Source organism: Cellulomonas sp. P4_H12 (assembly GCF_056400905.1).
In genome coordinates, this window is record NZ_JBFUKJ010000015.1 from 42,916 (window position 1) to 66,100 (window position 23,185).

The 23,185-nt window shown below is 73.2% G+C and carries 18 protein-coding genes; 8 read left to right on the forward strand and 10 right to left on the reverse strand.

Annotated elements, in window-relative coordinates; all coding sequences use genetic code 11:
• The first annotated feature begins 55 nt into the window (after positions 1-55).
• The 3 genes from acnA to AC1DQC_RS10240 all read left to right on the forward strand — a co-directional run bounded on the left by acnA (position 56) and on the right by AC1DQC_RS10240 (position 4,516).
• Positions 56-2,800, forward strand: coding sequence for an aconitate hydratase AcnA (acnA, locus tag AC1DQC_RS10230; protein WP_477051127.1), 2,745 nt, complete (start codon positions 56-58; stop codon positions 2,798-2,800).
• A 107-nt stretch (positions 2,801-2,907) separates the two neighbouring features.
• Positions 2,908-3,618, forward strand: coding sequence for a HEAT repeat domain-containing protein (locus AC1DQC_RS10235; protein ID WP_477051128.1), 711 nt, complete (start codon positions 2,908-2,910; stop codon positions 3,616-3,618).
• 49 nt (positions 3,619-3,667) lie between these two features.
• The gene (locus tag AC1DQC_RS10240; protein WP_477051129.1) at positions 3,668-4,516 is read left to right on the forward strand and encodes a hypothetical protein; all 849 of its coding nucleotides are present in this window, start codon (positions 3,668-3,670) and stop codon (positions 4,514-4,516) included.
• A 20-nt stretch (positions 4,517-4,536) separates the two neighbouring features.
• On the opposite strand, the gene AC1DQC_RS10245 is transcribed toward AC1DQC_RS10240, so the two are convergent.
• Genes AC1DQC_RS10245 through AC1DQC_RS10265 form a run of 5 tightly spaced genes read right to left on the reverse strand, consistent with a single transcriptional unit; the run spans position 4,537 to position 8,884 of the window.
• On the reverse strand, positions 4,537-5,136 hold the full coding sequence (locus AC1DQC_RS10245) for an isochorismatase family protein (protein WP_477051130.1): 600 nt from the start codon (positions 5,134-5,136) through the stop codon (positions 4,537-4,539).
• A gap of 38 nt (positions 5,137-5,174) precedes the next feature.
• On the reverse strand, positions 5,175-6,047 hold the full coding sequence (locus AC1DQC_RS10250; protein ID WP_477051131.1) for an aminoglycoside phosphotransferase family protein: 873 nt from the start codon (positions 6,045-6,047) through the stop codon (positions 5,175-5,177).
• A 1-nt stretch (position 6,048) separates the two neighbouring features.
• The gene (locus AC1DQC_RS10255; RefSeq protein WP_477051132.1) at positions 6,049-6,735 is read right to left on the reverse strand and encodes an NUDIX hydrolase; all 687 of its coding nucleotides are present in this window, start codon (positions 6,733-6,735) and stop codon (positions 6,049-6,051) included.
• Positions 6,732-7,424 carry a type 1 glutamine amidotransferase gene (locus AC1DQC_RS10260; RefSeq protein ID WP_477051133.1) on the reverse strand — a complete coding sequence of 231 codons (693 nt, stop codon included), beginning with the start codon at positions 7,422-7,424 and terminating at the stop codon, positions 6,732-6,734. Before AC1DQC_RS10260 ends, AC1DQC_RS10255 begins: the two co-directional genes overlap by 4 nt.
• Before the next feature lie 5 nt (positions 7,425-7,429).
• On the reverse strand, positions 7,430-8,884 hold the full coding sequence (locus AC1DQC_RS10265; protein ID WP_477051134.1) for a GuaB1 family IMP dehydrogenase-related protein: 1,455 nt from the start codon (positions 8,882-8,884) through the stop codon (positions 7,430-7,432).
• A gap of 176 nt (positions 8,885-9,060) precedes the next feature.
• Between AC1DQC_RS10265 and dxs the strand changes: the two genes are divergently transcribed.
• The 3 genes from dxs (at position 9,061) to pflA (ending at position 14,169) form a co-directional block, all read left to right on the forward strand.
• Positions 9,061-10,944: a 1-deoxy-D-xylulose-5-phosphate synthase gene (dxs, locus tag AC1DQC_RS10270; protein ID WP_477051135.1), complete on the forward strand. Its 1,884-nt coding sequence runs from the start codon at positions 9,061-9,063 to the stop codon at positions 10,942-10,944.
• Between the two features lie 82 nt (positions 10,945-11,026).
• On the forward strand, positions 11,027-13,300 hold the full coding sequence (pflB, locus tag AC1DQC_RS10275) for a formate C-acetyltransferase (RefSeq protein WP_477051136.1): 2,274 nt from the start codon (positions 11,027-11,029) through the stop codon (positions 13,298-13,300).
• A gap of 5 nt (positions 13,301-13,305) precedes the next feature.
• Positions 13,306-14,169 carry a pyruvate formate-lyase-activating protein gene (gene pflA, locus AC1DQC_RS10280; protein ID WP_477051137.1) on the forward strand — a complete coding sequence of 288 codons (864 nt, stop codon included), beginning with the start codon at positions 13,306-13,308 and terminating at the stop codon, positions 14,167-14,169.
• Here the strand turns inward: pflA and AC1DQC_RS10285 are convergent.
• The 5 genes from AC1DQC_RS10285 to AC1DQC_RS10305 all read right to left on the reverse strand — a co-directional run bounded on the left by AC1DQC_RS10285 (position 14,166) and on the right by AC1DQC_RS10305 (position 20,234).
• Positions 14,166-16,274, reverse strand: a complete 2,109-nt coding sequence (locus AC1DQC_RS10285) for a 3-hydroxyacyl-CoA dehydrogenase NAD-binding domain-containing protein (RefSeq protein ID WP_477051138.1) — start codon at positions 16,272-16,274, stop codon at positions 14,166-14,168. The two genes, pflA and AC1DQC_RS10285, sit on opposite strands and share 4 nt — an antisense overlap.
• Positions 16,271-17,515, reverse strand: a complete 1,245-nt coding sequence (locus AC1DQC_RS10290; RefSeq protein WP_477051139.1) for a thiolase family protein — start codon at positions 17,513-17,515, stop codon at positions 16,271-16,273. The genes AC1DQC_RS10285 and AC1DQC_RS10290 overlap by 4 nt, the downstream gene beginning before the upstream one ends.
• Before the next feature lie 123 nt (positions 17,516-17,638).
• Entirely contained in the window at positions 17,639-18,835 is a 1,197-nt protein-coding gene (locus AC1DQC_RS10295) for an HRDC domain-containing protein (protein ID WP_477051175.1), read from the reverse strand.
• A gap of 212 nt (positions 18,836-19,047) precedes the next feature.
• Positions 19,048-19,578: a helix-turn-helix transcriptional regulator gene (locus AC1DQC_RS10300; protein ID WP_477051140.1), complete on the reverse strand. Its 531-nt coding sequence runs from the start codon at positions 19,576-19,578 to the stop codon at positions 19,048-19,050.
• A gap of 71 nt (positions 19,579-19,649) precedes the next feature.
• Entirely contained in the window at positions 19,650-20,234 is a 585-nt protein-coding gene (locus tag AC1DQC_RS10305) for a DUF3000 domain-containing protein (protein WP_477051141.1), read from the reverse strand.
• A 249-nt stretch (positions 20,235-20,483) separates the two neighbouring features.
• On the opposite strand from AC1DQC_RS10305, the gene gndA reads away from it, so the two are divergent.
• Both gndA and AC1DQC_RS10315 read left to right on the forward strand, forming a co-directional pair.
• Positions 20,484-21,938 (forward strand): NADP-dependent phosphogluconate dehydrogenase, encoded by a 1,455-nt coding sequence (gene gndA, locus AC1DQC_RS10310; RefSeq protein WP_477051142.1) that lies wholly within the window; start codon positions 20,484-20,486, stop codon positions 21,936-21,938.
• Entirely contained in the window at positions 21,935-23,170 is a 1,236-nt protein-coding gene (locus AC1DQC_RS10315; protein ID WP_477051143.1) for a carboxylate--amine ligase, read from the forward strand. The genes gndA and AC1DQC_RS10315 overlap by 4 nt, the downstream gene beginning before the upstream one ends.
• Positions 23,171-23,185 lie beyond the last annotated feature (15 nt).

The following is a 23,185-nucleotide window of genomic DNA, read 5'->3' on the forward strand; positions in this document are numbered from 1 at the left end:
GTGACCCCCATCCCCGGCAGCACCACCGGCAGACTCGCCAGCGAAGGAGCCCCCCGTGAGCAGCGTCGACAGCTTCGGTTCGAAGGGAACACTGGAGGTCGGTGACTCTTCGTACGAGATCTTCCGGCTCTCGGCCGTGCCGGGTGTGGAGAAGCTCCCGTTCAGCCTCAAGGTGCTCGCGGAGAACCTCCTGCGCACCGAGGACGGCGCCAACATCACCGCCGACCACGTGCGGGCCCTGGCCGGGTGGGACCCGGACGCCCAGCCCGACACGGAGATCCAGTTCACGCCGGCCCGCGTGATCATGCAGGACTTCACCGGCGTGCCCTGCGTGGTCGACCTGGCCACCATGCGCGAGGCCGTCGTCGACCTGGGTGGCGACGCGAGCCGCATCAACCCCCTCGCACCCGCCGAGCTGGTCATCGACCACTCGGTGCAGATCGACGTCGCCGGCCGCGCCGACGCCTTCGAGCGCAACGTCGAGCTGGAGTACGAGCGCAACCGCGAGCGCTACCAGTTCCTGCGCTGGGGCCAGACCGCGTTCGACGACTTCAAGGTCGTCCCGCCGGGCACCGGCATCGTGCACCAGGTCAACATCGAGTACCTGGCCCGCGTGGTCATGGTCCGCGACGGCAAGGCCTACCCCGACACCTGCGTCGGCACCGACTCGCACACCACGATGGTCAACGGCCTGGGCGTGCTGGGCTGGGGCGTCGGCGGCATCGAGGCCGAGGCGGCCATGCTGGGCCAGCCCGTGTCGATGCTCATCCCGCGCGTCGTCGGCTTCAAGCTGACCGGCACCATCCCGCTGGGCGTCACCGCGACCGACATCGTGCTCACGATCACGCAGAAGCTGCGCCAGCACGGCGTCGTCGGCAAGTTCGTCGAGTTCTACGGCGAGGGCGTCGCGGCCGTGCCGCTGGCCAACCGCGCCACCATCGGCAACATGAGCCCCGAGTTCGGCTCGACCGCCGCGATCTTCCCGATCGACTCCGTGACGATCGAGTACCTGCGCCTGACCGGGCGCTCCGAGGAGCAGCTCGCGCTCGTCGAGGCGTACGCCAAGGAGCAGGGCATGTGGCTGGACCCGACGCAGGACAGCTACGTCCAGCCGGTGTTCTCCGAGTACCTCGAGCTCGACCTGTCGACGGTCGTCCCGTCGATCGCGGGCCCGAAGCGCCCGCAGGACCGCATCGAGCTGTCGCGGGCCAAGGAGCAGTTCCAGCGCGACCTGCCCACCTACGCGCCCGAGGTCACCAACGGGGTCGACGAGGCCGAGCGCGAGTCGTTCCCCGCGTCCGACTCGCCCGCGATCACGTCGTCGGCCATGCGCGTGTACCCGACGACCGACACGCAGGGCCGGTCGTTCGACCTGTTCCACGGCGCGGTCGCGATCGCGTCGATCACGAGCTGCACCAACACGTCGAACCCGTCGGTGATGATCGCCGCGGCGCTGGTCGCCAAGAAGGCCGTCGAGAAGGGCCTCACGGCAAAGCCGTGGGTCAAGACGTCGATGGCGCCCGGCTCGCAGGTGGTGACCAACTACTACGAGAAGGCAGGCCTCTGGCCGTACCTCGAGAAGCTGGGCTTCCACCTGGTGGGCTACGGCTGCGCCACGTGCATCGGCAACTCGGGTCCGCTGGACGAGAAGGTCTCGGAGACCGTGCAGGAGCACGACCTCGCCGTGGCCGCGGTGCTCTCCGGCAACCGCAACTTCGAGGGGCGCATCAACCCCGACATCAAGATGAACTACCTGGCGTCCCCGCCGCTGGTCATCGCGTACGCGCTGGCCGGGACGATGGACTTCGACTTCGAGTCGGACCCGCTGGGCCGCGACGAGGCCGGGCAGCCGATCTTCCTGCGGGACATCTGGCCGACGCCGGACGAGGTGCAGTCCACGATCGACGCGTCGATCGACCGCGCGATGTTCACCAAGGACTACGCCGACGTGTTCACCGGCGACGACCGGTGGCGCGCGCTGCCGACGCCCGAGGGTGACACGTTCGAGTGGGACGAGGACTCGACCTACGTCCGCAAGCCCCCGTACTTCGACGGGATGCCGGCGCAGCCCGCCCCCGTCGTCGACTTCCACGGCGCGCGCGTGCTGGCGAAGCTGGGCGACTCGGTGACCACCGACCACATCAGCCCGGCCGGCTCGATCAAGGCGGACAGCCCCGCCGGCCTCTACCTGGCCGAGCACGGCGTCGGTCGTCGCGACTTCAACTCCTACGGCTCGCGCCGCGGCAACCACGAGGTCATGATCCGCGGCACGTTCGCCAACATCCGCCTGCGCAACCAGCTGGTCCCCGGCGTCGAGGGCGGGTTCACCATGAACCTCCTCACGGGCGAGCAGTCGTCGATCTACGACGCCGCGCAGGCCTACCAGGCSGCCGGCATCCCGCTCGTCGTCCTCGGCGGCAAGGAGTACGGCTCCGGCTCSTCSCGYGACTGGGCCGCCAAGGGCACCAGCCTGCTGGGCGTCAAGGCSGTCATCACGGAGAGCTTCGAGCGGATCCACCGCTCCAACCTCATCGGGATGGGCGTGCTGCCGCTGCAGTTCCCGGAGGGCGAGTCGGCCGACTCGCTCGGCCTGGACGGCACCGAGACGTTCGACATCACGGGCGTCACGGCACTCAACGAGGGCACGACGCCGAGCACGCTGGCCGTGACGGCGACGAAGGCCGACGGCACGGTCGTCGCGTTCGACGCGGTGCTGCGCATCGACACCCCCGGCGAGGCGGACTACTACCGCAACGGCGGCATCCTGCAGTACGTGCTGCGCTCGCTCGTCACGGCCTGACGCGGCGCTCCCGTGGAGCCCGGCCCCCCGAGGGGCCGGGCTCCACGCGTCTGTGCCGGGGACCGAGGGCCCGTGCGCCGGCGCGGGCCCGGGTGTGGGATGAGCCCGTGACGAGCCGCCGAGCCCTGCATGCCGCCGCGTTGGGTGGTCTCGACGACGCCGCGGTCGTGGCGTACCTCGACGCGCACAGCGGCTTGCCCGGTCCCCGGGCGGACCTCGAGCTGGTGCAGGCGTTCGCGCAGGTGGGCGCGTCCCCGGAGCTCGTGGACGCGCTGCTGAGCGACCCGGACGAGTTCCGGCGCATGTGCGCGACGGTCGCGCTGGCGGCCAGGGTGCTCGCCGACGAGCGCGCGTCGGCCGTCGCGCGCCTCCGTGTCCTCGCCGAGGACGGCTCGTGGCGGGTCAGGGAGGCCGTCGCGATGGCGTGGCAGCGGGTGGGTGATGCCGACCCCGAGCTGCTCCGGTCCACCATGGCGAGCTGGGCCGCCGACGGACCGGCGCTCGTGCGGCGTGCGGCCGTGGCGGCGCTGTGTGAGCCCCGCCTGCTGCACGACCGCGAGACGGCGCGCACGGCGCTGGCGGCCTGTGCGAGCGCCACGGGGTTGCTCGCGTCGAGCGCGGACGCAGGTCGACGGTCGCCCGAGATGCGCACGCTGCGCCAGGCGCTGGGCTACTGCTGGAGCGTCGCCGTGGCTGCCGATCCCGAGCGCGGCCTGGCCGCGTTCCTCCCGCTCACGGACTCGCCAGACCCCGATGTGGCGTGGGTGGTCCGCGAGAACCTGAAGAAGAAGCGTATGCCGGTGCTGCCGGGCCCCTGAGGGCGCGCCACGCGTTGTGGGGGCGGACGCCGCGGCCTAGCCTCGCCAGATGACCGATGAGCGCCACGTCCCGTTCGGGTCGGCCCCGCGGCCCACCAGCGACGCCGATCTTGTGGCCCGGGTCAGGGAGCTGATCTCGACCTACGCACCGCCCGGTGCTCGCGGGCTGGACCAGGTCGACGTCACCGCGTCGCTCGACGGCGCCGACATCGCCGCTCTGGCCGTCGACCTCTCGGGCGTCGCCGTCGGGGTCGACGGGTCCGAGCCCGTGCGCCTCGCCTCCGTCGAGGTCACGCACCGCGACCGGGCGGTCCTGCGCAGGCTCGAGGTCGTCGCGCACCCGGTGTCCGTCGAGGGTGTGCCCGTGCAGGTCGACGTCGCCGCGAGCGGCGTTCCCTTCGCCTGGGCCACCAGCTCGACGGACCAGCTGTTCATCGAGGTGCAACCGCCGTCGGAGAGCGACCCGGTGGTGGGGACGGCTCGGATCTCCGCGCCCCGTCGGGAGATCGTCGCCGCGGCGCGGACGGTGCTCGGGGCCGAGCTCGCGAAGCGGGGCTTCACGCTGACCGCCCTCGACCTCCAGCTCGAGAACCTCGGGCCGCGCGCACTGTCCGTGCGAGCGGAGGCCAAGGTGAAGAGGAGCGTCGTGCGCGCGGCCGTCGAGGTCACGGCCGAGGCGCGGATCGACGACGCGTTGGTGCTCTCGATCCGCGACGCCGACATCTCCAGCAGCAACCCGATCGTCAGCGCGCTCGTCGCACCGTTCCGACCGAGGATCGCGGCGATGGCCGCTCGCAGGATCGACCTGGCTGCCCTGCTCCCCGCCGGGGTATCGGTGACCGACGTGAGCCTCGTCGCGGGCGTCGACGACATCGTCGCGTCGGTGGCGGTCGGGTAGGGCTCAGCCAGCGGTCCCGGTCACGCTCCCGGTCGGACGTCCACGCCCGCAGCGGCGAGCTCGTCGAGCGCCGCGACCGACGACTCCGGTGCCACGCCGGCGACGAGGTCGGGCAGCACGCGGACCTCGAACCCGGCGTGCAGGGCGTCCAGGGCGGTGGCGCGCACGCAGTAGTCGGTGGCCAGGCCGACGACGTCGACCCGGTCGACGGCGTGCCGGCGCAGGGTCGTCGCGAGGTCCTTGTCGTCCGGTGCGGCCCCGAGGATGCGCCCCTCGAATCCCGAGTAGTCCTGACGCGACTCGCCCTTCACCACCTCGACCAGGCGGTCGGCCGGCAGCCGGAGGTCGGGGTGGTACTCCGCGCCCGGGGTGTGCGCCACGCAGTGCACCGGCCAGGTGTGGACGTAGTCCGGGTCGCCGCCGGCGGCGAAGTGCCCGGCGTTGGTGTCGGGCAGGGGGGCGTGCCAGTCCCGGGTGGCGACGACCAGCTCGTACGCGTCGGGGTGCTCGGCGACGTAGGCGGAGATGTCCGCGGCGACCCGCGACCCGCCCGGGACGGCGAGGGACCCGCCCTCGCAGAAGTCGTTCTGCACGTCCACGACGATCAGTGCGGTGCTCATGACCTCGGCTCCGATCTCTCGGATCGAGGATAGGCGGCTCAGTCGTCGGCGAGCGCCTGCGCGACCCCGTGCCGGCCGATCTCGGCGAGCGTCGGGTGGTCGACGGGGTGCATCAGCAGGGTGACCGCCATGTGCAGCGCCCAGGCCTGCGCGCGCCGCCACGTCGCGTCGTCGTACGCCAGCCGGTCCCGGAAGGCCGCGCGGCCCTCGGCGTCGAACGTCAGCCACGCCGTGGACAGGTCCGACGCCGGGTCGCCGGACGTCACGTCGCCGAAGTCGATGACCGCGCGCAGGCGTCCGTCGTGGACCAGCAGGTTCGCCGGGTGCGGGTCGCCGTGCAGCCAGAGCGCCGGGCCGTCCCAGCCGGGTGCGTCGACCAGCTCCCGCCACCGCTCGAGGATCCGGTCGCCCAGTGGCAGGGCCAGCGCGTCGAGGCGCTCCCGCAGCGCGGGCTCCCGCGGGGCGACCGGGACCCCGCGGAACGGGTTGACGGGCGCGTCGTCGGGCGCGGGGCGGTGCAGCGCGAGGAAGACGTCGGCGAGCGCGGGAGCCCACGCGGTCCGACCGACCACCGGAGTGTGGTGCGCCGGGACCGCGTCGAACCACGGCACGACGCTCCACGTCCACGGATAGCCGGCCGACGGCAGGCCGACGCGGACCGGGACGGGCACGTCGACGGGCAGGCGCGGGGCGAGCACCGGCAGCCACTGCTGCTCGTGGCTGACCAGGGACGCCGCGAGCTCGCGTACCGGGAACCGCGCGGCGAGGTGGTCGCCCACCCGCCACAGGGCGTTGTCCCAGCCCGTGCCGGCCCAGGTCAGCGGCAGGCCGGCGAGGTCGGGGTGCTGCTCGGCCAGGAGCGTGCGGGCCAGCTGCTCCGTGACCTCGACCTCGGGGACGGGATGGACCACGTCAGCGCGCCGAGACCGTGCGGTGCACGTCGTAGGGCACGGCCCAGCCGAGCGCGTCGAACATGCGGGCGAGCACGATGCCGGTGAATCCCCAGACGAGCGTGCCGTCCACGGTGAACGCGGGCGTGCGGACGGTCCGGCCCCACCGCGAGTGCTCGACGCTGGCACGGTTGGCGGGGTCGAGCAGGTCGGCCACGGGCACGCGGAACACGTCGACCGTCTCGGCGTGGTCGACCGCGGCGACGACCGACGGACGGGTCCACCAGGCCGGCACGGGCGTGACCAGGTGGTTGCTCACCGGGACCGGCAGCGGCGGCAGGGTGCCCAGCACCTCGACACCGGACGGGTCGAGGCCCACCTCCTCGACGGCCTCCCGCAGCGCCGCCTCCCGCGGACCGGCGTCGGTCGGCTCGAGCCGGCCACCCGGGAACGCGATCTGCCCGGCGTGGTGCCCCAGGGTGCCCGAGCGGCGCTGCAGGAGCACGTCGAGGTCCCCGGCGACGGCCGGGGCGGCCGTCCGGGCGGGCAGGGCGTCCAGCCGGCCGAAGAGGACGAGCACGGCGGCGGGTCGCGCCGCCGTCGGGTCCTCGAGCACGCGGGCGGGGTCGACGCGCCAGTCGAGGCCGCTCGCGCACAGGTCGAGGAGCTCCGCGCGCGCCCCACGGACCTCTCCGGTCGGGTCGGTCATCCGCGCGTCCGGACGAGCTCGCCGAAGCCCGCGAACATCTTCTCCGCCGCGGGGACGAGGCCGGGCAGGTGCCGGGCGCCGGCGGAACGGATCTCGTCGATCTCGTCCGGCGACAGCTCGCCGACCATGTCGGGCGTCGCCAGCCAGAGGTCGAGCATCCCGGCGTCGAGCTCCGGGTGGAACTGGAGGCCGAGCGCGCTGCCGGCCCGGAACGCCTGCACGGGCGTGGCGTCGGTCGAGGCCAGCAGCGTCGCGCCCGGGGGTAGGTCGACCGTGTCGGAGTGCCAGTGCAGCACGGTCGGTCGCGTGCCGAGCGCGCCGAGCACCGCGTCCTCCGCGTCGATGTCGACCGGTGCGAAGCCGATCTCGGTCGCAGCGCGCAGGTGCAGCCGTGCACCGAGCGCGAGGGCGAGCAGCTGCATGCCGAGGCAGACGCCCAGCACCGGGACGTCGGCGTCGACCGCGGCCGCGAGCAGCGCGCGCTCGGCCGCGAGACCGGGGTGGCCGGGCACGTCGTCGGCGTCCATCGGTCCGCCCATCACGACGACACCGGAGACCTCGTCGAGCGCGGGGAGCCGCGCGTCGTCGAGGTCGAGGACGGTGCGGACCCGGATCGGCGCGTCGAGCCCGCGCGCGATGAGCCCGGGACCCTCGTGCGGGGCGTGCGTGATCACCAGGACGGGGCGCATGCCGGTCACCAGCCGTCGGGCAGCGGGCGCCCCTCCTCGTAGCCCGCGGCCGACTGGATGCCCACGACCGCGCGCTCGTGGAGCTCGTCGATCGACGAGGCGCCCACGTAGGTGGCCGCGGACCGGACACCCGCGGTGATGGTGTCGATGAGGTCCTCGACGCCCGGCCGGCGGGGGTCCAGGAACATGCGCGAGGACGAGATGCCCTCCTCGTACAGACCCTTGCGCGCGCGGTCGAACGCCGAGCCGCCGCGGGTCCGGGCGGCGACGGCGCGCGCCGACGCCATGCCGAAGCTCTCCTTGTAGAGGCGGCCGTTGCCGTCCTCGTGCAGGTCACCGGGCGACTCGTGCGTGCCGGCGAACCAGGAGCCGACCATCACCTGCGACGCGCCGGCGGCCAGCGCGAGCGCGACGTCGCGGGGGTGGCGCACGCCGCCGTCGGCCCAGACGTGCTTGCCGAGCGCGCGAGCCGCGGCGGCGCACTCGAGCACCGCGGAGAACTGCGGTCGGCCGACCGCCGTCATCATGCGCGTGGTGCACATGGCGCCGGGGCCGACGCCGACCTTGACGATGTCCGCGCCGGCGGCGATGAGGTCGCGCGTGCCCTCGGCCGTGACGACGTTGCCCGCGACGACCGGCACCTGCGGGTCGAGGGAGCGCACGGCACCGAGCGCGTCGAGCATCTTGCGCTGGTGTCCGTGCGCGGTGTCGACCACGAGCACGTCCACGCCGGCCTCGAGCAGCTCGAGGGCCTTCTGCTTGACGTCGCCGTTGATGCCGACGGCCGCGGCGACGCGCAGGCGCCCGTCCGCGTCCAGCGCCGGCTGGTAGATCGACGAGCGCAGCGCGCCGACCTGCGTGAGCACGCCGACGAGCTCGCCGTCGCGGACGACGGGGGAGAACTTGCGGCGCGAGGCGTGCAGCTGCTCGAAGGCGGCCTCGAGGCCGCGCAGGCCGCCCTGCTCGACGACCGCGAGGTCGACCGTGGTGGGCTGGGCGCTCATCACCTCGGACACCTGCGTGAACCGGTCGACGCCGCCGCAGTCCGCCTCGGTGACGACGCCGACGGGCTTGCCGTCCTCGACGACGACCGCCGCGCCGTGCGCGCGCTTGCCGATCAGGGTGAGCGCCGTGTGCACGGTGTCGTGCGGGCTGACGACGACCGCGCTCTCGATCACGGTGTGCCGCGCCTTGACCGAGGAGACCACCTCGGCGACGACGTCCGTCGGGACGTCCTGGGGGAGGACCGTGATGCCGCCGCGGCGGGCGACCGTCTCCGCCATCCGGCGGCCGGCGACGGCGGTCATGTTGGCGACGACGATGGGGACGGTGGTGCCGGTGCCGTCGACGGCCGTGAGGTCGACGTCGAAGCGGGAGGCGACCTCGGAACGCGACGGGACGAGGAAGACGTCTCCGTAGGTGAGGTCTGAGGTGGCCGCGTGGCCGGGCAGGAAGCGCATGGGTATACCCCTTTCCGGTCCATGGTAGTCGCTCGGCGGGTCGTCTTCACGGTGCCTCCACACCGGCCTGACCTGCGCGGGAGGGTGCGGCGTGCGTGGTCGGCCTACAGTGTGGTCACAGCTTTCGGCGTCCGCACGGTGCGGCATCGTCGCCGCACACCGGAGGAGGCACCACCATGGGTCAGCTCGACCACATCAGCTCCCCGGACGACGTGCGCCGGCTCACGTCCCCGCAGGCCGACGAGCTCGCCGCCGAGATCCGCGCCTTCCTCGTCGACCAGGTCTCGCGCACCGGCGGCCACCTCGGGCCGAACCTGGGCGTCGTCGAGCTCACGATCGCCATGCACCGCGTCTTCGAGTCGCCGCTCGACACCATGGTGTTCGACACCGGCCACCAGGCCTACGTGCACAAGCTCCTCACGGGTCGCCGCGACTTCTCCCGGCTGCGCAGCAAGGGCGGCCTCTCGGGCTACCCCAGCCGCGCCGAGTCGGCGCACGACGTCGTCGAGAACTCGCACGCGTCGACCGCGCTGAGCTGGGCCGACGGCATCGCCAAGGCGAACCAGCTCCAGGGGCGGGCCGACCGGCACGTCGTCGCGGTGATCGGCGACGGCGCGCTGACCGGCGGCATGGCCTGGGAGGCGCTGAACAACATCGCCGCGGGCCAGGACCGCCGGCTCGTGATCGTCGTCAACGACAACGGCCGCTCGTACGCCCCGACCATCGGCGGCCTCGCCCACCACCTCGACACGCTGCGCACCACGCGCGGCTACGAGAACGTCCTGTCCTGGGGCAAGCGGACGCTGCGCCGGTCCGGCGCCCCCGGGCGCGCGACCTACGACGCGCTGCACGGCATGAAGAAGGGCATCAAGGACGTCCTGGTGCCGCAGGGCATGTTCGAGGACCTCGGCATCAAGTACGTCGGCCCCGTCGACGGGCACGACGTGCAGGCGGTCGAGCGGGCGCTGCGCAACGCGCGGGCGTTCGGCGGTCCGGTGATCGTGCACGTCATCACCGAGAAGGGCCGCGGCTACGTGCCTGCCGAGCAGGACGTCGCCGACCGGTTCCACGCCGTCGGCAAGATCCACCCCGAGACCGGGCTGCCCGTGGCGCCGTCGCGCTTCGAGTGGACCAGCGTGTTCGCCGACGAGCTCCTGCGGATCGGGCGCCGGCGTCCCGACGTCGTCGCCGTCACTGCCGCGATGCTCCAGCCCGTCGGCCTCGCCCCGTTCGCCGCCGAGTTCCCCGAGCGCGTCTTCGACGTCGGCATCGCCGAGCAGCACGCCGCGACATCGGCCGCCGGTATGGCGTTCGGTGGCCTGCACCCCGTCGTCGCGGTGTACGCGACGTTCCTCAACCGCGCCTTCGACCAGGTGCTCATGGACGTCGCCCTGCACAAGGCGGGCGTCACGTTCGTGCTCGACCGGGCCGGGCTCACGGGCTCCGACGGCGCGAGCCACAACGGCATGTGGGACATGGCGATGCTCGGGGTGGTGCCCGGCCTGCGGCTGGCCGCCCCCCGCGACGAGGAGACGCTGCGCGACGCGCTGCGCACCGCGGTCGACGTGGACGACGCCCCGACGGTGGTGCGCTACCCGAAGGGCGCGCTGGTCGACCCGGTGCCGGCCCTCGACCGGCTGGACGGCATCGACGTGCTCGCCCGCCACGACGGCCCCGCCGACGCCCCGCACGTGCTGGTCGTCGGGTACGGCGCCATGGCACCCACCGCGCTGGAGACGGCGGACCTGCTCGCCGCCCACGGCGTGCGCGCCACGGTCGTCGACCCGCGGTGGGCCCTGCCGGTGTCCGCCGCGCTCACCAAGCTGGTGGGCGACCACGACCACGTCGTCACCATCGAGGACGGCATCGTCGACGGGGGTCTCGGCTCGCACGTCGCCCAGCGGGCGCAGGAGGCCGGCATCGCCACGCCGGTGCAGGCGTTCGGCATCCCGCGCGCGTTCCTCGACCACGCCACCCGCGAGCAGCTGGTCACCGAGCTGCGGCTGCACCCGGCGGACATCGCGCGCGACACGCTCGCCGCGCTGGGACGCACGCCCTGACCCACCTGAGGTCTTAGGTCCCGTGCCGGGGCCCCTCCACGTCCGTAGCGTCGAGATATCGACTACGTCGGAGGAGCCCCAGATGTCCATCAGCACCCTGTCCGCGAACCAGCGCCACGAGTCCTCCCAGCACCCCGCCTGGCACGGCTTCGCCGCGGGACCGTGGACGGACCGGATCGACGTGCGGGACTTCCTCCAGCGCAACTACACGCCGTACACCGGTGACGCGGCGTTCCTCGCCGGCCCGACGCCCCGCACCACGGCCCTCTGGGCGCGCCTGACCGCGATGTTCCCCGCCGAGCGCGCCCGTGGCGTCTACGACATCGACCCGCACACGCCCTCGACGATCACGTCGCACGAGCCCGGCTACATCGACCGGCACCACGAGCTGATCGTCGGCCTGCAGACCGACGCCCCGCTCAAGCGCGCGATCATGCCCAACGGCGGCTACCGGATGGTCGAGAAGGCGCTGGAGACCTACGGGGTCGCGCCCGACCCGATCGTCGGCGAGATCTTCACCAAGTACCGCAAGACCCACAACGACGGGGTCTTCGACGTCTACCCGCCGGCGGTCCGCGCGGCGAGGTCGGCGCACCTGATCACGGGCCTGCCGGACGCCTACGGCCGCGGCCGGATCATCGGCGACTACCGCCGCGTCGCGCTGTACGGCGTCGACGCGCTCATCGCGGCCAAGCGTGAGGACCGCGCCGACCTGGACCGGGAGCGCTCGTCGGAGCGCATCATCCGGGACCGCGAGGAGAACGCCGAGCAGATCCGGGCCCTGCAGGAGCTCAAGGTGATGGCCGCGTCCTACGGGTACGACATCTCCGGTCCCGCGGCGACCGCCCGCGAGGCCGTCCAGTGGCTCTACTTCGCCTACCTCGGCGCGGTGAAGGAGCAGAACGGCGCGGCGATGTCGCTGGGCCGGACCTCGACCTTCCTCGACGTCTACCTGCAGCGCGACCTCGAGGCCGGGTTGATCACGGAGCAGGACGCGCAGGAGCTCATCGACGACCTGGTCATCAAGCTGCGCATCGTCCGCTTCCTGCGCACGCCCGAGTACGACGAGCTCTTCTCCGGCGACCCCACGTGGGTCACCGAGGCCATCGGCGGGATGGGCCAGGACGGCCGCCCGCTGGTGACCAGGACGTCGTTCCGCTACCTGCAGACGCTCTACAACCTGGGCCCGGCCCCTGAGCCGAACCTCACCGTGTTCTGGACCGACCGCCTGCCCGCCGGCTTCAAGCGCTTCTGCACGCAGGTGTCCATCGACACGTCCGCGCTGCAGTACGAGTCGGACGACCTGATCCGCGAGTCGTGGGGCGACGACGCCGCTATCGCCTGCTGCGTCTCGCCGATGCGGGTGGGCAAGCAGATGCAGTTCTTCGGCGCGCGGGTCAACCTGGCCAAGGCGCTGCTCTACGCGATCAACGGCGGTCGCGACGAGCTCACGGGCAAGCAGGTGGCCCCGCAGGCGCCGGTGGTCGCGGGCGACGTGCTCGACTACGACGACGTCGTCGCCAAGCTGGACGGGATGCTCGACTGGCTGGCCGAGACCTACGTCGACGCGCTCAACTGCGTGCACTTCATGCACGACAAGTACGCGTACGAGCGCCTCGAGATGGCCCTGCACGACCGCGAGATCCTGCGCACCATGGCCTGCGGCATCGCCGGCCTGTCCGTCGTCGCCGACTCGCTGTCGGCCATCAAGCACGCCCGGGTGCGCCCGGTGCGGACCGTCGACGGGCTGGTCACCGAGTACGAGATCGACGGCGACTTCCCGACCTACGGCAACGACGACGACCGTGCGGACGACATCGCGGTGTGGCTGGTCGAGACCTTCATGGCCAAGCTCCGCCAGACCCCGACGTACCGCGACGCCGTGCACACGCAGTCCGTGCTGACAATCACGTCGAACGTCGTCTACGGCAAGTCGACGGGCTCGACCCCCGACGGCCGCCGCGCCGGACAGCCGTTCGCGCCGGGCGCCAACCCCATGAACGGGCGGGACGCCCACGGGATGCTCGCCTCGGCGCTCTCGGTGGCGAAGCTGCCCTACGCCGAGGCGATGGACGGGATCTCGCTGACCTCGTCCGTCGTCCCGGCCGGGCTGGGTCGGACCCGCGAGGAGCAGGTGACCAACCTGGTCGGGCTGCTCGACGCGTACATGATGTCGTCGGGCTACCACCTCAACGTCAACGTGCTCAACCGGGAGACGCTCGAGGACGCCATGGAGCACCCCGAGCTGTACCCGCAGCTGACCATCCGGGTGTCCGGCTACGCCGTGAACTTCGTGCGGCTGACGCGGGAGCAGCAGCTCGACGTGCTGTCCCGCACGTTCCACGGCTCGGTGTGAGCGAGATGACGACAACCCAGGAGCACGTGCCGGCGTCGCCGGCCGTGCCCCTGGGCCTGCCGCGGGCCCGTGCCGGCACGGCGGGGCTGTCCACCGTCGAGCTCGAGCACTCGGCCCGGATGGCCGCCGTCCGGTCCGGGGCCCTCGGGTCCGTCCACTCGTGGGAGCTGGTCACCGCGGTCGACGGTCCCGGGACCCGGCTCACGGTGTTCCTGGCCGGCTGCCCGCTGCAGTGCCTGTACTGCCACAACCCCGACACGATGCAGATGCGCCGGGGGACCGACGTCACCGCGGACGAGATCCTGGCGCGCGTCGCGCGGTACCGCACCGTGTTCGCGGCGACGGGCGGCGGTCTCACCATCTCGGGCGGCGAGCCCCTGATGCAGCCCGCGTTCGTGCGGAGGCTCCTGCGCGGGGCACAGGCGATGGGCGTGCACACGACGCTCGACACGTCCGGGTTCCTGGGCGCTCAGTGCACCCCGGAGATGCTGGACGACGTCGACCTCGTGCTCCTCGACATCAAGTCGGGCCTGCCGGACACCTACCGACGCGTGACGGGCCGCGCGCTGCAGCCCACGCTCGACTTCGGGGCGCGGCTCCGCGAGCACGGCACGCGCACGTGGGTCCGGTTCGTGCTCGTGCCCGGCCTGACCGACGCGCCGGAGAACGTCGAGGCGGTGGCCGACCACGTCGCGGCGCTGGGTCCCGTCGTCGAGCGCGTCGAGGTCCTGCCCTTCCACCAGATGGGGCGCGACAAGTGGGACGCCCTGGGGATGCGCTACGAGCTGGGAGACACGCAGCCCCCGACCCCGGAGCTCGTCGAGCGCGTGCGCGCGACGTTCCGGGACCGGGGGCTCAGCGTCTACTAGGCGCTCGGGACGTTGGCCACGCCGTCCGGCAGGATCCGGCGACCCAGGACGCGCTCGGAGTAGCCCGTGCGGTCCAGGTACGGCGTGAGGCCGCCGAGGTGGAAGCCCCAGCCGGCGCCGAGGATCATGCAGAGGTCGATCTGCTGAGGGGTGGCGACGACACCCTCCTCGAGCATGTGCCCGACCTCGACCGTCAGGGCCGTCAGCACGCTGTCCAGGACGGCGGCCTCGTCGAGCGGGGTGCCGGACGCCTCGCTGAACGCGGCCTGGATGGCCGGGTCGACCGGCTTCGGCAGCCCCTTGGCCTTCGCGGGGAGCACGACCGTCGTGCCCTCGGCCACGAGCTTCTCGAGGCCGGGGGAGCGCGGGAACCGGTCGCCCAGCTCCTCGCGCAGCGACGTCAGGACGTGCAGCCCGACGGCCGGCCCGACCAGGTCGAACAGCTCGAACGGCGGCATCGGCAGGCCCAGGGGCCGCAGCGCGCGGTCGGCGACCTCGACAGGCGTGCCCTTCTCCACCGCGTCGACGATCGCGCCGAGCAGCAGGACGAGCAGCCGGTTGACGACGAACCCGGGGCGGTCCGCCACGAGGACGGCCGTCTTGCGCAGCTTGGCCGCCACCGCGAACCCGGTGGCCAGCGCCTCGAGCGACGTCTGCTGCGCCTGGACCACCTCGACCAGCGGCATCGCGGCCACGGGGTTGAAGAAGTGCAGCCCGACCACGCGCTCGGGGTGCTGCAGGTCGGCGGCCATGGCGCTCACGCTCAGCGCCGACGTGTTGGTCGCCAGGATGGCGGTGGGGGCGATGACCGTCTCGAGCTCCGCGAAGACCTTCTTCTTGAGGTCGAGGATCTCCGTGACCGCCTCGATGACGAGGTCGCAGGACGCGAACTCGGCCAGGTCCGTCGTGCCGTGGATCGACCCGAGCAGGCGCGAGGCGGCCGACTCGCTCATGCGGCCCGTGGAGGTGAGCCGGTCGACGGAGGACTTCACCGCGGCCAGACCCTTGTCGACGCGCTCCTGGTCGAGGTCCCGCATGACGACCGGCACGCCGAGCCGCTGCGCGAACAGCATCGCGATCTGCGCGGCCATGAGGCCCGCGCCGACGATGCCGACCCGGGTGACCGGCTGCGCGAGCGACCGGTCCGGGGCCCCCACGGGCTTCTTGCCGCCCGAGACGAGCCCGAACGCGTAGACCGACGCGCGCATCTCGTCGCTCATGATGAGGTCGGCGAGCGCCTCGTCCTCGGCCGCGAAGGCCTCCGCGCGGGACGCCGTGCGGGCGGCCGCGACCAGGTCGAGCGCGCGGTACGGCGCCGGGCGCGAGCGGTTGATGACGGTGTCGAGGCGCTGGCGCGCGGCGGCGACGACGCCGTCCCACACCTCGGCGGAGTCCAGCTCACGGCGCTCCACGACGACCTCGCCCGTGACCACGCGCGCGGCCCAGCGGATCGACTCCTCGAGGAAGTCGGCCGGGTCGAGCACGACGTCCATGAGGCCGATCTGCGCCGCCTCCTTCGCGGCGAACGGCTTGTTGGCCGCCGGGCGCGTGAGGATGACGTCGAGCGCCTTCTCGACGCCGAGCAGGCGGGGCACGATGTACGCGCCGCCCCAGCCGGGGACCAGGCCCAGTCCGGTCTCGGGCAGCGCGAGCGCGCGGACGTCCGAGGCGACCGTGCGGTAGTCGCAGTTCAGCGCGAGCTCGAGGCCGCCGCCCAGGGCGACGCCGTTGACGAACGCGAACGTCGGGACGCCCATGGTGTGCAGCAGCTCGTAGGCCACGTGGCCGCCGCGACCGAGGCCGAGCGCCCCCTCGCGGCCGGGCACGGTGCCGATCTGCGTGAGGTCGGCCCCCGCCGCCAGGTAGTACGGCTTGCCGGTGACGGCGACGGCGACGATCTCGCCCGCCTCGACGCGCGCCCGCACCGCGGTGAGCGTGGCGGTCAGCTCGGCGATGCCCAGCGGGCCGAACGTCGTCGGCTTGGTGTGGTCGAGGCCGTTGTCGATGGTGACGAGCGCCAGCGTGCCGGCGCCGCCGGGCAGCGTGACGTCGCGGGCGATGGCGTGGGAGACGCGCTCGGGGCGCGTGTCCGTGGTCGTGCTCACTTGTCGTCCCCCTCGAAGGGCTCGTAGTCGGCGTGGTGCGGGTTCTCCCAGATGACCGTCCCGCCCTGGCCCAGGCCCACGCACATGGTGGTCAGGCCGAAGCGGACGTCCGGGTTCTCCTCGAACTGGCGGGCCAGCTGCGTCATCAGACGCACGCCCGACGAGGCGAGCGGGTGGCCGACCGCGATCGCGCCGCCGTACTGGTTGACGCGCGGGTCGTCGTCGGCGATGCCGAACGCGTCGAGGAACGAGAGCACCTGGACCGCGAAGGCCTCGTTGATCTCGAACAGGCCGATGTCCTCGATGGACAGGCCGGCACGGTCGAGCGCCTTCGCCGTGGCCGGGACGGGGCCGATGCCCATGATCTCGGGCTCGACGCCGGCGTACGCGAACGACACCATGCGCATGCGGGTGGGCAGGCCCAACTCGGCGGCCGTCTCCTCCGCGGCGAGCAGGCAGGACGCGGCGCCGTCGGTGAGCGGTGCGGCGGTGCCGGCGGTCACGCGACCGCCCGCGCGGAACGGCGTCGGCAGCTTCTGGATCGCCTCGACCGTGGTGCCCGGGCGCGGCGGCTCGTCGGCCGTGGCCAGGCCCCAGCCGTTCTCGGGGTCGCGCAGTGCGACCGGGACGAGGTCGGGCTCGATCTTCCCGGCGGCCAGCGCTGCGGCGTACTTGTCCTGGCTGGCGACGCCGTACGCGTCCGCCCGCTCGCGGGTCAGTGCCGGGAACTTGTCGTGCAGGTTCTCGGCCGTCACGCCCATGTTCAGGGCGTCGTTCGCGACCAGGCGCTCGGACAGGAACCGCGGGTTCGGGTCGGCGTCGAAGCCCATCGGGTGGTGCCCCATGTGCTCGACGCCGCCGGCGAGCGCCACGTCCTGTGCGCCCACGCCGATCGCGGCGGCGGTGCTGGTCACCGCGGTCATCGCGCCGGCGCACATGCGGTCGATCGCGTAGCCGGGGACGGAGCGGGGGAGCCCGGCCAGCACGCCGACCGTGCGGCCGAGCGTCAGACCCTGGTCGCCCTGCTGGGTGGTCGCGGCGATGGCGACCTCGTCGATGCGCTCGGGCGGCAGCTCGGGGTGGCGGCGCAGCAGCTCGCGGACGGTCTTGACCGACAGGTCGTCGGCGCGGGTGTGGGCGTACAGCCCGTCCTTGCGCGCGCGGCCGAACGGGGTGCGGACCCCGTCGACGAAGACGACGCGACGCACGAGGGCGGCGGGCCGGGGGGATGCGGTGGGCATCGAGCCTCCAGGGGCGGGACGGCGGTGTCCGACGAGCCCGCAGCAGCAGGCCCGCGACGGTCGACGCTACCCGGGTGAACCAGGCGGTGCCAGCCGTAAGTTACCGAAGAGTAACACCGGCGGTCAGTCGCGCGGGAGGGCCGCGAACGTGTCGGCGAGCCGCTGCGCGACGAGCTCGATCTGCCACGGGCGGGCGCCGCCGGCCCGCAGGAACTCGGCGATCCCGTCCGAGTCGAGGGTCTGCGGCGGGGTCCAGCACAGGCGGCGCAGGAGGTCGGGCTGCAGCAGGTTCTCGGCCGGCACGTCGTGCGTGCGCGACAGGTCGGCGACCACCTCTCGGGCGGCAACGAGGCGGGCGGCGGCAGCTGGGTCCTTCTCCGCCCACGCGCGCGGCGGCGGGGGCGCGTCGCTCTTGGGTCCGCGCACCGAGGGGAGCTGGTCGTCCGGCGTCGCCAGGCCGCGGTCGATCGCCTGCTGCCACAGGGCGGCGCGCCGGCGGGTGCCCTTGCCGGCGAACGCGGGGAGGGCCGTCAGCGCGGCCACCGAGGTGGGCAGGGCCTGCGCGGCGGAGACGATGGCGTGGTCCGGCAGGACGCGACCGGGGGAGATGTCGCGGGTGCGGGCGTTCTGGTCGCGCGTGAGCCACAGCTCGCGGACCACCGCCAGCCGCCGGGCGTCGCGGATCGCGTGCAGGCCGGACACGCGGCGCCACGGCTCGACGCGCGGCGGCGGCAGCGGCGCCGTGCGCACGGCCTCGAACTCCTGCGCCGCCCACTCGGCCTTGCCCGCGACGGCCAGCCGCTCGGCGAGCACCTCGCGCAGCTCGACCAGCACCTCGACGTCGAGCGCCGCGTAGCGCAGCCACTCGGTGGGCAGCGGGCGCGTGGACCAGTCGACCGCGGAGTGCTCCTTGGCGAGCCCCAGTCCGAGCGCGTCGGCGACGACCGCGGCCAGCCCGACCCGCTCGAGCCCGAGCAGACGCGCGCCGAGCTCGGTGTCGAACACCCGGCTGGGCCGCATGCCCTGCTCGGCCAGCCCGGGGAGGTCCTGCGAGGCGGCGTGCAGCACCCACTCGACGCCGACGAGCGCGTCGGACAGGGACGAGAGGTCGGGGACCGCGATGGGGTCGATGAGCGCCGTGCCGGCACCCTCGCGCCGGATCTGGACCAGGTAGGTGCGCTGCCCGTAGCGGTAGCCGGACGCCCGCTCGGCGTCGACGGCGACCGGACCCGTGCCGGCGCCGAAGGCCGCGACCACGGCGGCGAGCGCCTCGGGCGTCTCGACCACGGGCGGGATGCCGTCGGCCGGCTCGGTGAGCATCACGACGTCGGCGGGTGCGTCGACCTCGGCGGCGTCAGGGGTCGGCGGCGTCACGCCCTCCTCGGCGGGGGCGCCGGGGATCGCCTCAGGTCGCATGGGTCCACGGTAAGCGACGACGCGGACGCATCTGCGCAGGCCGCGCGGGCGGCGCGTACTTCTGTCGAGGGGGCGTCCGTACGCCTGCCGGCGGGCCCGTGCCGGGGCGCGACCGGTCAGGCCAGGACGCCGCCGCGGATCGAGATCGCGACCAGCTCGGCGCGGTCGCCCGTGCCCAGCTTGCGGGAGATGCGGGCCAGGTGGCTCTTCACCGTGAGTGCGGACAGGCCCAGCTCCTCGCCGATGAGGCGGTTCGTGCGCCCGTCGGCGACCAGGCGCAGGACGCTGATCTCGCGGGCCGTCAGCTCGGGCAGGGGCGGCGGTGCCGCGGTGACGACCGCGGTGCGCGGCACGCTCTGCGCGGTGGCGCCGGCGACGACGCCGCGGAGGCCGCCCTGCAGGAGCACGGAGAGCTCGGGGCGGCTGGCGCGCCGCGTGAGGACGACGACCCGGGGCGCGCCGCGGCGACGCAGGTTGCGGACCAGGGGAGCGCCGTCGCCGTCGGCCACCTCGGTGACCACCACGCACATCTGCTGGGTCGAGTGCGGCTGGGTGGACGGTGCTGCGGCTCGCGAGCCCGCCACGCCGGGCCGCAGCTCGGGCCGGCGGGCCGGGGCCACGTCTCGTCGCAGGGGCTCGATGGTCACGTGCCAGTCATCGGCATCGTGACGCGTGGACTTGAGGTGGATCTTGGGACCTGGCCCCCCCGGACCGACGGTCAGCGCCTCGGCCCGAGGGCCACGACGCCCTCGGGTAGTGGTTCGAGGCCGGCTGCGGTGCACAGCAGCGTGCCCCAGGCCTGCAGGTGCGGTCCGAGGTCCTCGTCGGCGGCGGTCCACGACGCGCGGATCTCGAGCTCGGTCTGCTCGGAGCGGCGCTCGAGGGCGCCGAAGCTCTGCGAGAGCACGCGCGTGACCGTCCCGCCGGCCGCGTGCGCGTCCAGGCCGGACTCCTCGAGGGCGTCGGTGAACCACGTCCACGCGACCTCCGCCAGCAGCGGGTCGGCGCCCACCTCGGCCTCCAGCGTCGCGCGCACGAGCGTCACCAGCCGGAAGTGCCCGTCCCAGGCCTCCTGGCCCGCCGGGTCGAACAGGACCACGAAGCGACCGGACGCCAGCTCCTCGGCGGCGACCGAGCGCCGGGCCGTGCGGACCTCCGCGGTGAGCGCCGCGGAGAACGGGGCGATGCGGGCCGGTCCGGGCACCTCGTCGAGGATGACCTCGGGGCGGACGGTCACCCGGCGGAGCGAGCGCAGCGCGCTGACGAACTCGACCGGGACGTCCTCAGGACCAGCGGGTGTCACGCAGTGGAGCGTACGCAGGGCAGACCCTGAACGGGTGTCCGGCACGCCGCCGTCGTGCCCGCCGTCGCGGGCGTCTCGGGGTCCGGCACGCCGCTGCTGTCCCGGGCGCACCGGACTAGGCTGACCCGCGCACCCAGCACCCCCGGACGTCGCCCCACCCGACCTGCGCCTGCACGTGCCCCGCACCTGCGTTGTCGCCGTCGTGGCCCGCGGCACGGACCGGCCGTCGATCGAAGGAGCACTGCCCGCATGGTCGCCTCAGGAACCGCCACCGGAACCGCGCAGATCGGCGTCACGGGGTTGGCGGTGATGGGCCGCAACCTCGCCCGCAACTTCGCGCGGAACGGCTACACGGTGGCCATCCACAACCGCTCCTACGCCAAGACCGAGTCGCTCGTGGCGGACCACGGCGACGAGGGCGCTTTCGTGGCGTCCGAGTCGGTCGAGGACTTCGTCGCCTCGCTCGCGCGCCCGCGCAAGATCGTCATCATGGTCAAGGCCGGCGGCCCCACGGACGCGGTCATCGACGAGCTCGTGCCGTACCTGGAGGAGGGCGACATCGTCGTCGACGCCGGGAACGCGCACTTCCCCGACACGATCCGTCGCGAGGCCGCGCTGCGCGAGAAGGGCCTGCACTTCGTCGGGTCCGGTGTCTCGGGCGGCGAGGAGGGCGCGCTGCTCGGTCCGTCGATCATGCCCGGCGGGACCAAGGAGTCCTACGAGTCGCTGGGCCCGATCCTCGAGAAGATCTCGGCCAAGGTCGACGGCGTGCCGTGCTGCACATACATCGGCCCGGACGGCGCCGGGCACTTCGTCAAGATGGTGCACAACGGCATCGAGTACGCCGACATGCAGCTGATCGCCGAGGCGTACGACCTCCTGCGCCAGGGGCTGGGTGCCTCGGCGGCGGAGATCGGGCAGATCTTCGCCGAGTGGAACACGGGCGACCTGGAGTCGTTCCTCATCGAGATCACCGCGGACGTCCTGCAGCACGTCGATGCCGAGACGGGGTCGGCGTTCGTCGACATCGTGCTCGACCAGGCCGAGCAGAAGGGCACCGGCCGCTGGACCGTGCAGAACGCGCTCGACCTGGGCGTCCCCATCACGGGGATCGCGGAGGCGACCTTCGCGCGCGCCCTGTCGGGCTCGGTCCCGCAGCGCACCGCCGCCGTCGGCGTCCTGCCGGCGCACACCACCCCCTGGGACGTCACCGACCGCGACGCCTTCATCGAGGACGTCCGGCTCGCGCTGTACGCGTCCAAGGTGGTCGCGTACTCGCAGGGCTTCGACCAGATCGCCGCGGCCAGCGCCGAGTTCGGCTGGGACATCGACCGCGGCGCCATGGCCCGCATCTGGCGGGGCGGGTGCATCATCCGCGCGCGCTTCCTCAACCGCATCACCGAGGCCTACGAGCGCGACGCCCACCTGCCGCTGCTGCTCGCCGACGAGTACTTCACGGGCGCGGTCGGCAACGGCGTCGAGGCGTGGCGCCGGATCGTCGCGGGGGCCGCGCTGCACGGCGTGCCCACGCCGGCGTTCTCGTCGTCGCTGTCGTACTACGACGGCGTCCGGGCCGAGCGGCTGCCCGCCGCGCTGATCCAGGCGCAGCGCGACTTCTTCGGCGCGCACACCTACCGGCGCACCGACAAGGACGGCACCTTCCACACGCAGTGGTCGGCCGACCGCACCGAGCAGCCCGCGTGAGCGGGACGGCGCTGCAGCCCGTCATCCTCGGCGCCGACATCGGGGTCTACGCCCTGGCCCGGTCGTTCCACGAGGCCTACGGCGTCACGTCGGTGGTCGTCGCCGGCGCAGCGCTCGGTCCCGTCGCCCACTCGCGGATCGTGCGCCACGAGATCGTCGCCGACGGCCACGACCCGCGCCAGCTGGTCGACCGGCTGGTGTCGGTCGCGCAGGGGATGCCCGAGAAGCGGTTGCTGCTCATGGCGAACTCCGACTGGCTGGTCCGCGTCGTCGTGCAGCACCGGGCCCTGCTCGAGCAGTACTACGTGGTCCCGTTCCTGTCGGAGCACCTGCTGGACAGGATCTCGGACAAGGCCACGTTCTCCGAGATCTGCACGGAGCTCGGCATCTCGGTGCCGCGCACGATCGTGCAGGAGTTCTCCGGCGGGGCGTCGTGGGAGGCCGCGCCGGTCGACCTCGAGTACCCGCTGATCGCCAAGGCGGCCAGCAGCGCCGACTACCAGGACGTCGAGTTCGCGGGCAAGAAGAAGGTCTTCGAGATCGCGACGCCCGAGGAGCTGGCGTGGCTGTGGGGGGCGCTGCGCGAGGCCGGGTTCCACGGGCGGTTCGTCGTCCAGGAGCTCGTGCCCGGCGACGACACGCAGATGCGGTCCATCACCGCGTACGTCGACACGCACGGCGAGATCACCCTGCTCTGCTCGGCGCACGTGCTGCTCGAGGAGCACACGCMGTCCGGGCTGGGCAACCCCGCGGCCATGATCACCACCCGCGACGACGCCATGCTCGAGCAGGCGCGCACGTTCCTCGCCTCGACCGGCTACCGCGGGTTCGCCAACTTCGACGTCAAGGTGGACCCGCGCAGCGGCCAGTTCCGGTTCTTCGAGGTCAACCCGCGGATCGGCCGGAACAACTACTACGTCACCGCGGCAGGCGCCAACCCCATGCGGTTCGTGGTCGAGGACGCCGTCGAGGGCCGGTCGGTGCCGCCGGTCGTCGTCGACAAGGAGATCCTCTACTCGGTGGTGCCGCACCGGCTGCTGCTCCGTTACGTCCGCGACCCGCAGCTCGCCGCGAAGGTGCGTCGCCTGGTGAAGGCCAAGGCGGTGGCACGCCCGCTGCAGTACCGCGGTGACCTCTCGCCACGCCGGCGGCTCTACGTCTGGATGGCCCTGGTCAACCAGGTGCGCAAGTTCCGGCGGTACTACCCCGAGGTCACGTCGACAGGGTTCTGAGCGCGACGACGGGCG

Excerpts from the sequence above, each read along its gene's own strand:
- AC1DQC_RS10240 (WP_477051129.1), top strand. The coding sequence starts at position 3,668 with ATGACCGATGAGCGCCACGTCCCGTTCGGGTCGGCCCCGCGGCCCACC.
- AC1DQC_RS10245 (WP_477051130.1), bottom strand. The coding sequence starts at position 5,136 with ATGAGCACCGCACTGATCGTCGTGGACGTGCAGAACGACTTCTGCGAG.
- AC1DQC_RS10255 (WP_477051132.1), bottom strand. The coding sequence starts at position 6,735 with ATGACCGACCCGACCGGAGAGGTCCGTGGGGCGCGCGCGGAGCTCCTC.
- AC1DQC_RS10260 (WP_477051133.1), bottom strand. The coding sequence starts at position 7,424 with ATGCGCCCCGTCCTGGTGATCACGCACGCCCCGCACGAGGGTCCCGGG.
- AC1DQC_RS10265 (WP_477051134.1), bottom strand. The coding sequence starts at position 8,884 with ATGCGCTTCCTGCCCGGCCACGCGGCCACCTCAGACCTCACCTACGGA.
- dxs (WP_477051135.1), top strand. The coding sequence starts at position 9,061 with ATGGGTCAGCTCGACCACATCAGCTCCCCGGACGACGTGCGCCGGCTC.
- pflB (WP_477051136.1), top strand. The coding sequence starts at position 11,027 with ATGTCCATCAGCACCCTGTCCGCGAACCAGCGCCACGAGTCCTCCCAG.
- pflA (WP_477051137.1), top strand. The coding sequence starts at position 13,306 with ATGACGACAACCCAGGAGCACGTGCCGGCGTCGCCGGCCGTGCCCCTG.
- AC1DQC_RS10290 (WP_477051139.1), bottom strand. The coding sequence starts at position 17,515 with ATGCCCACCGCATCCCCCCGGCCCGCCGCCCTCGTGCGTCGCGTCGTC.
- AC1DQC_RS10295 (WP_477051175.1), bottom strand. The coding sequence starts at position 18,835 with ATGCTCACCGAGCCGGCCGACGGCATCCCGCCCGTGGTCGAGACGCCC.
- gndA (WP_477051142.1), top strand. The coding sequence starts at position 20,484 with ATGGTCGCCTCAGGAACCGCCACCGGAACCGCGCAGATCGGCGTCACG.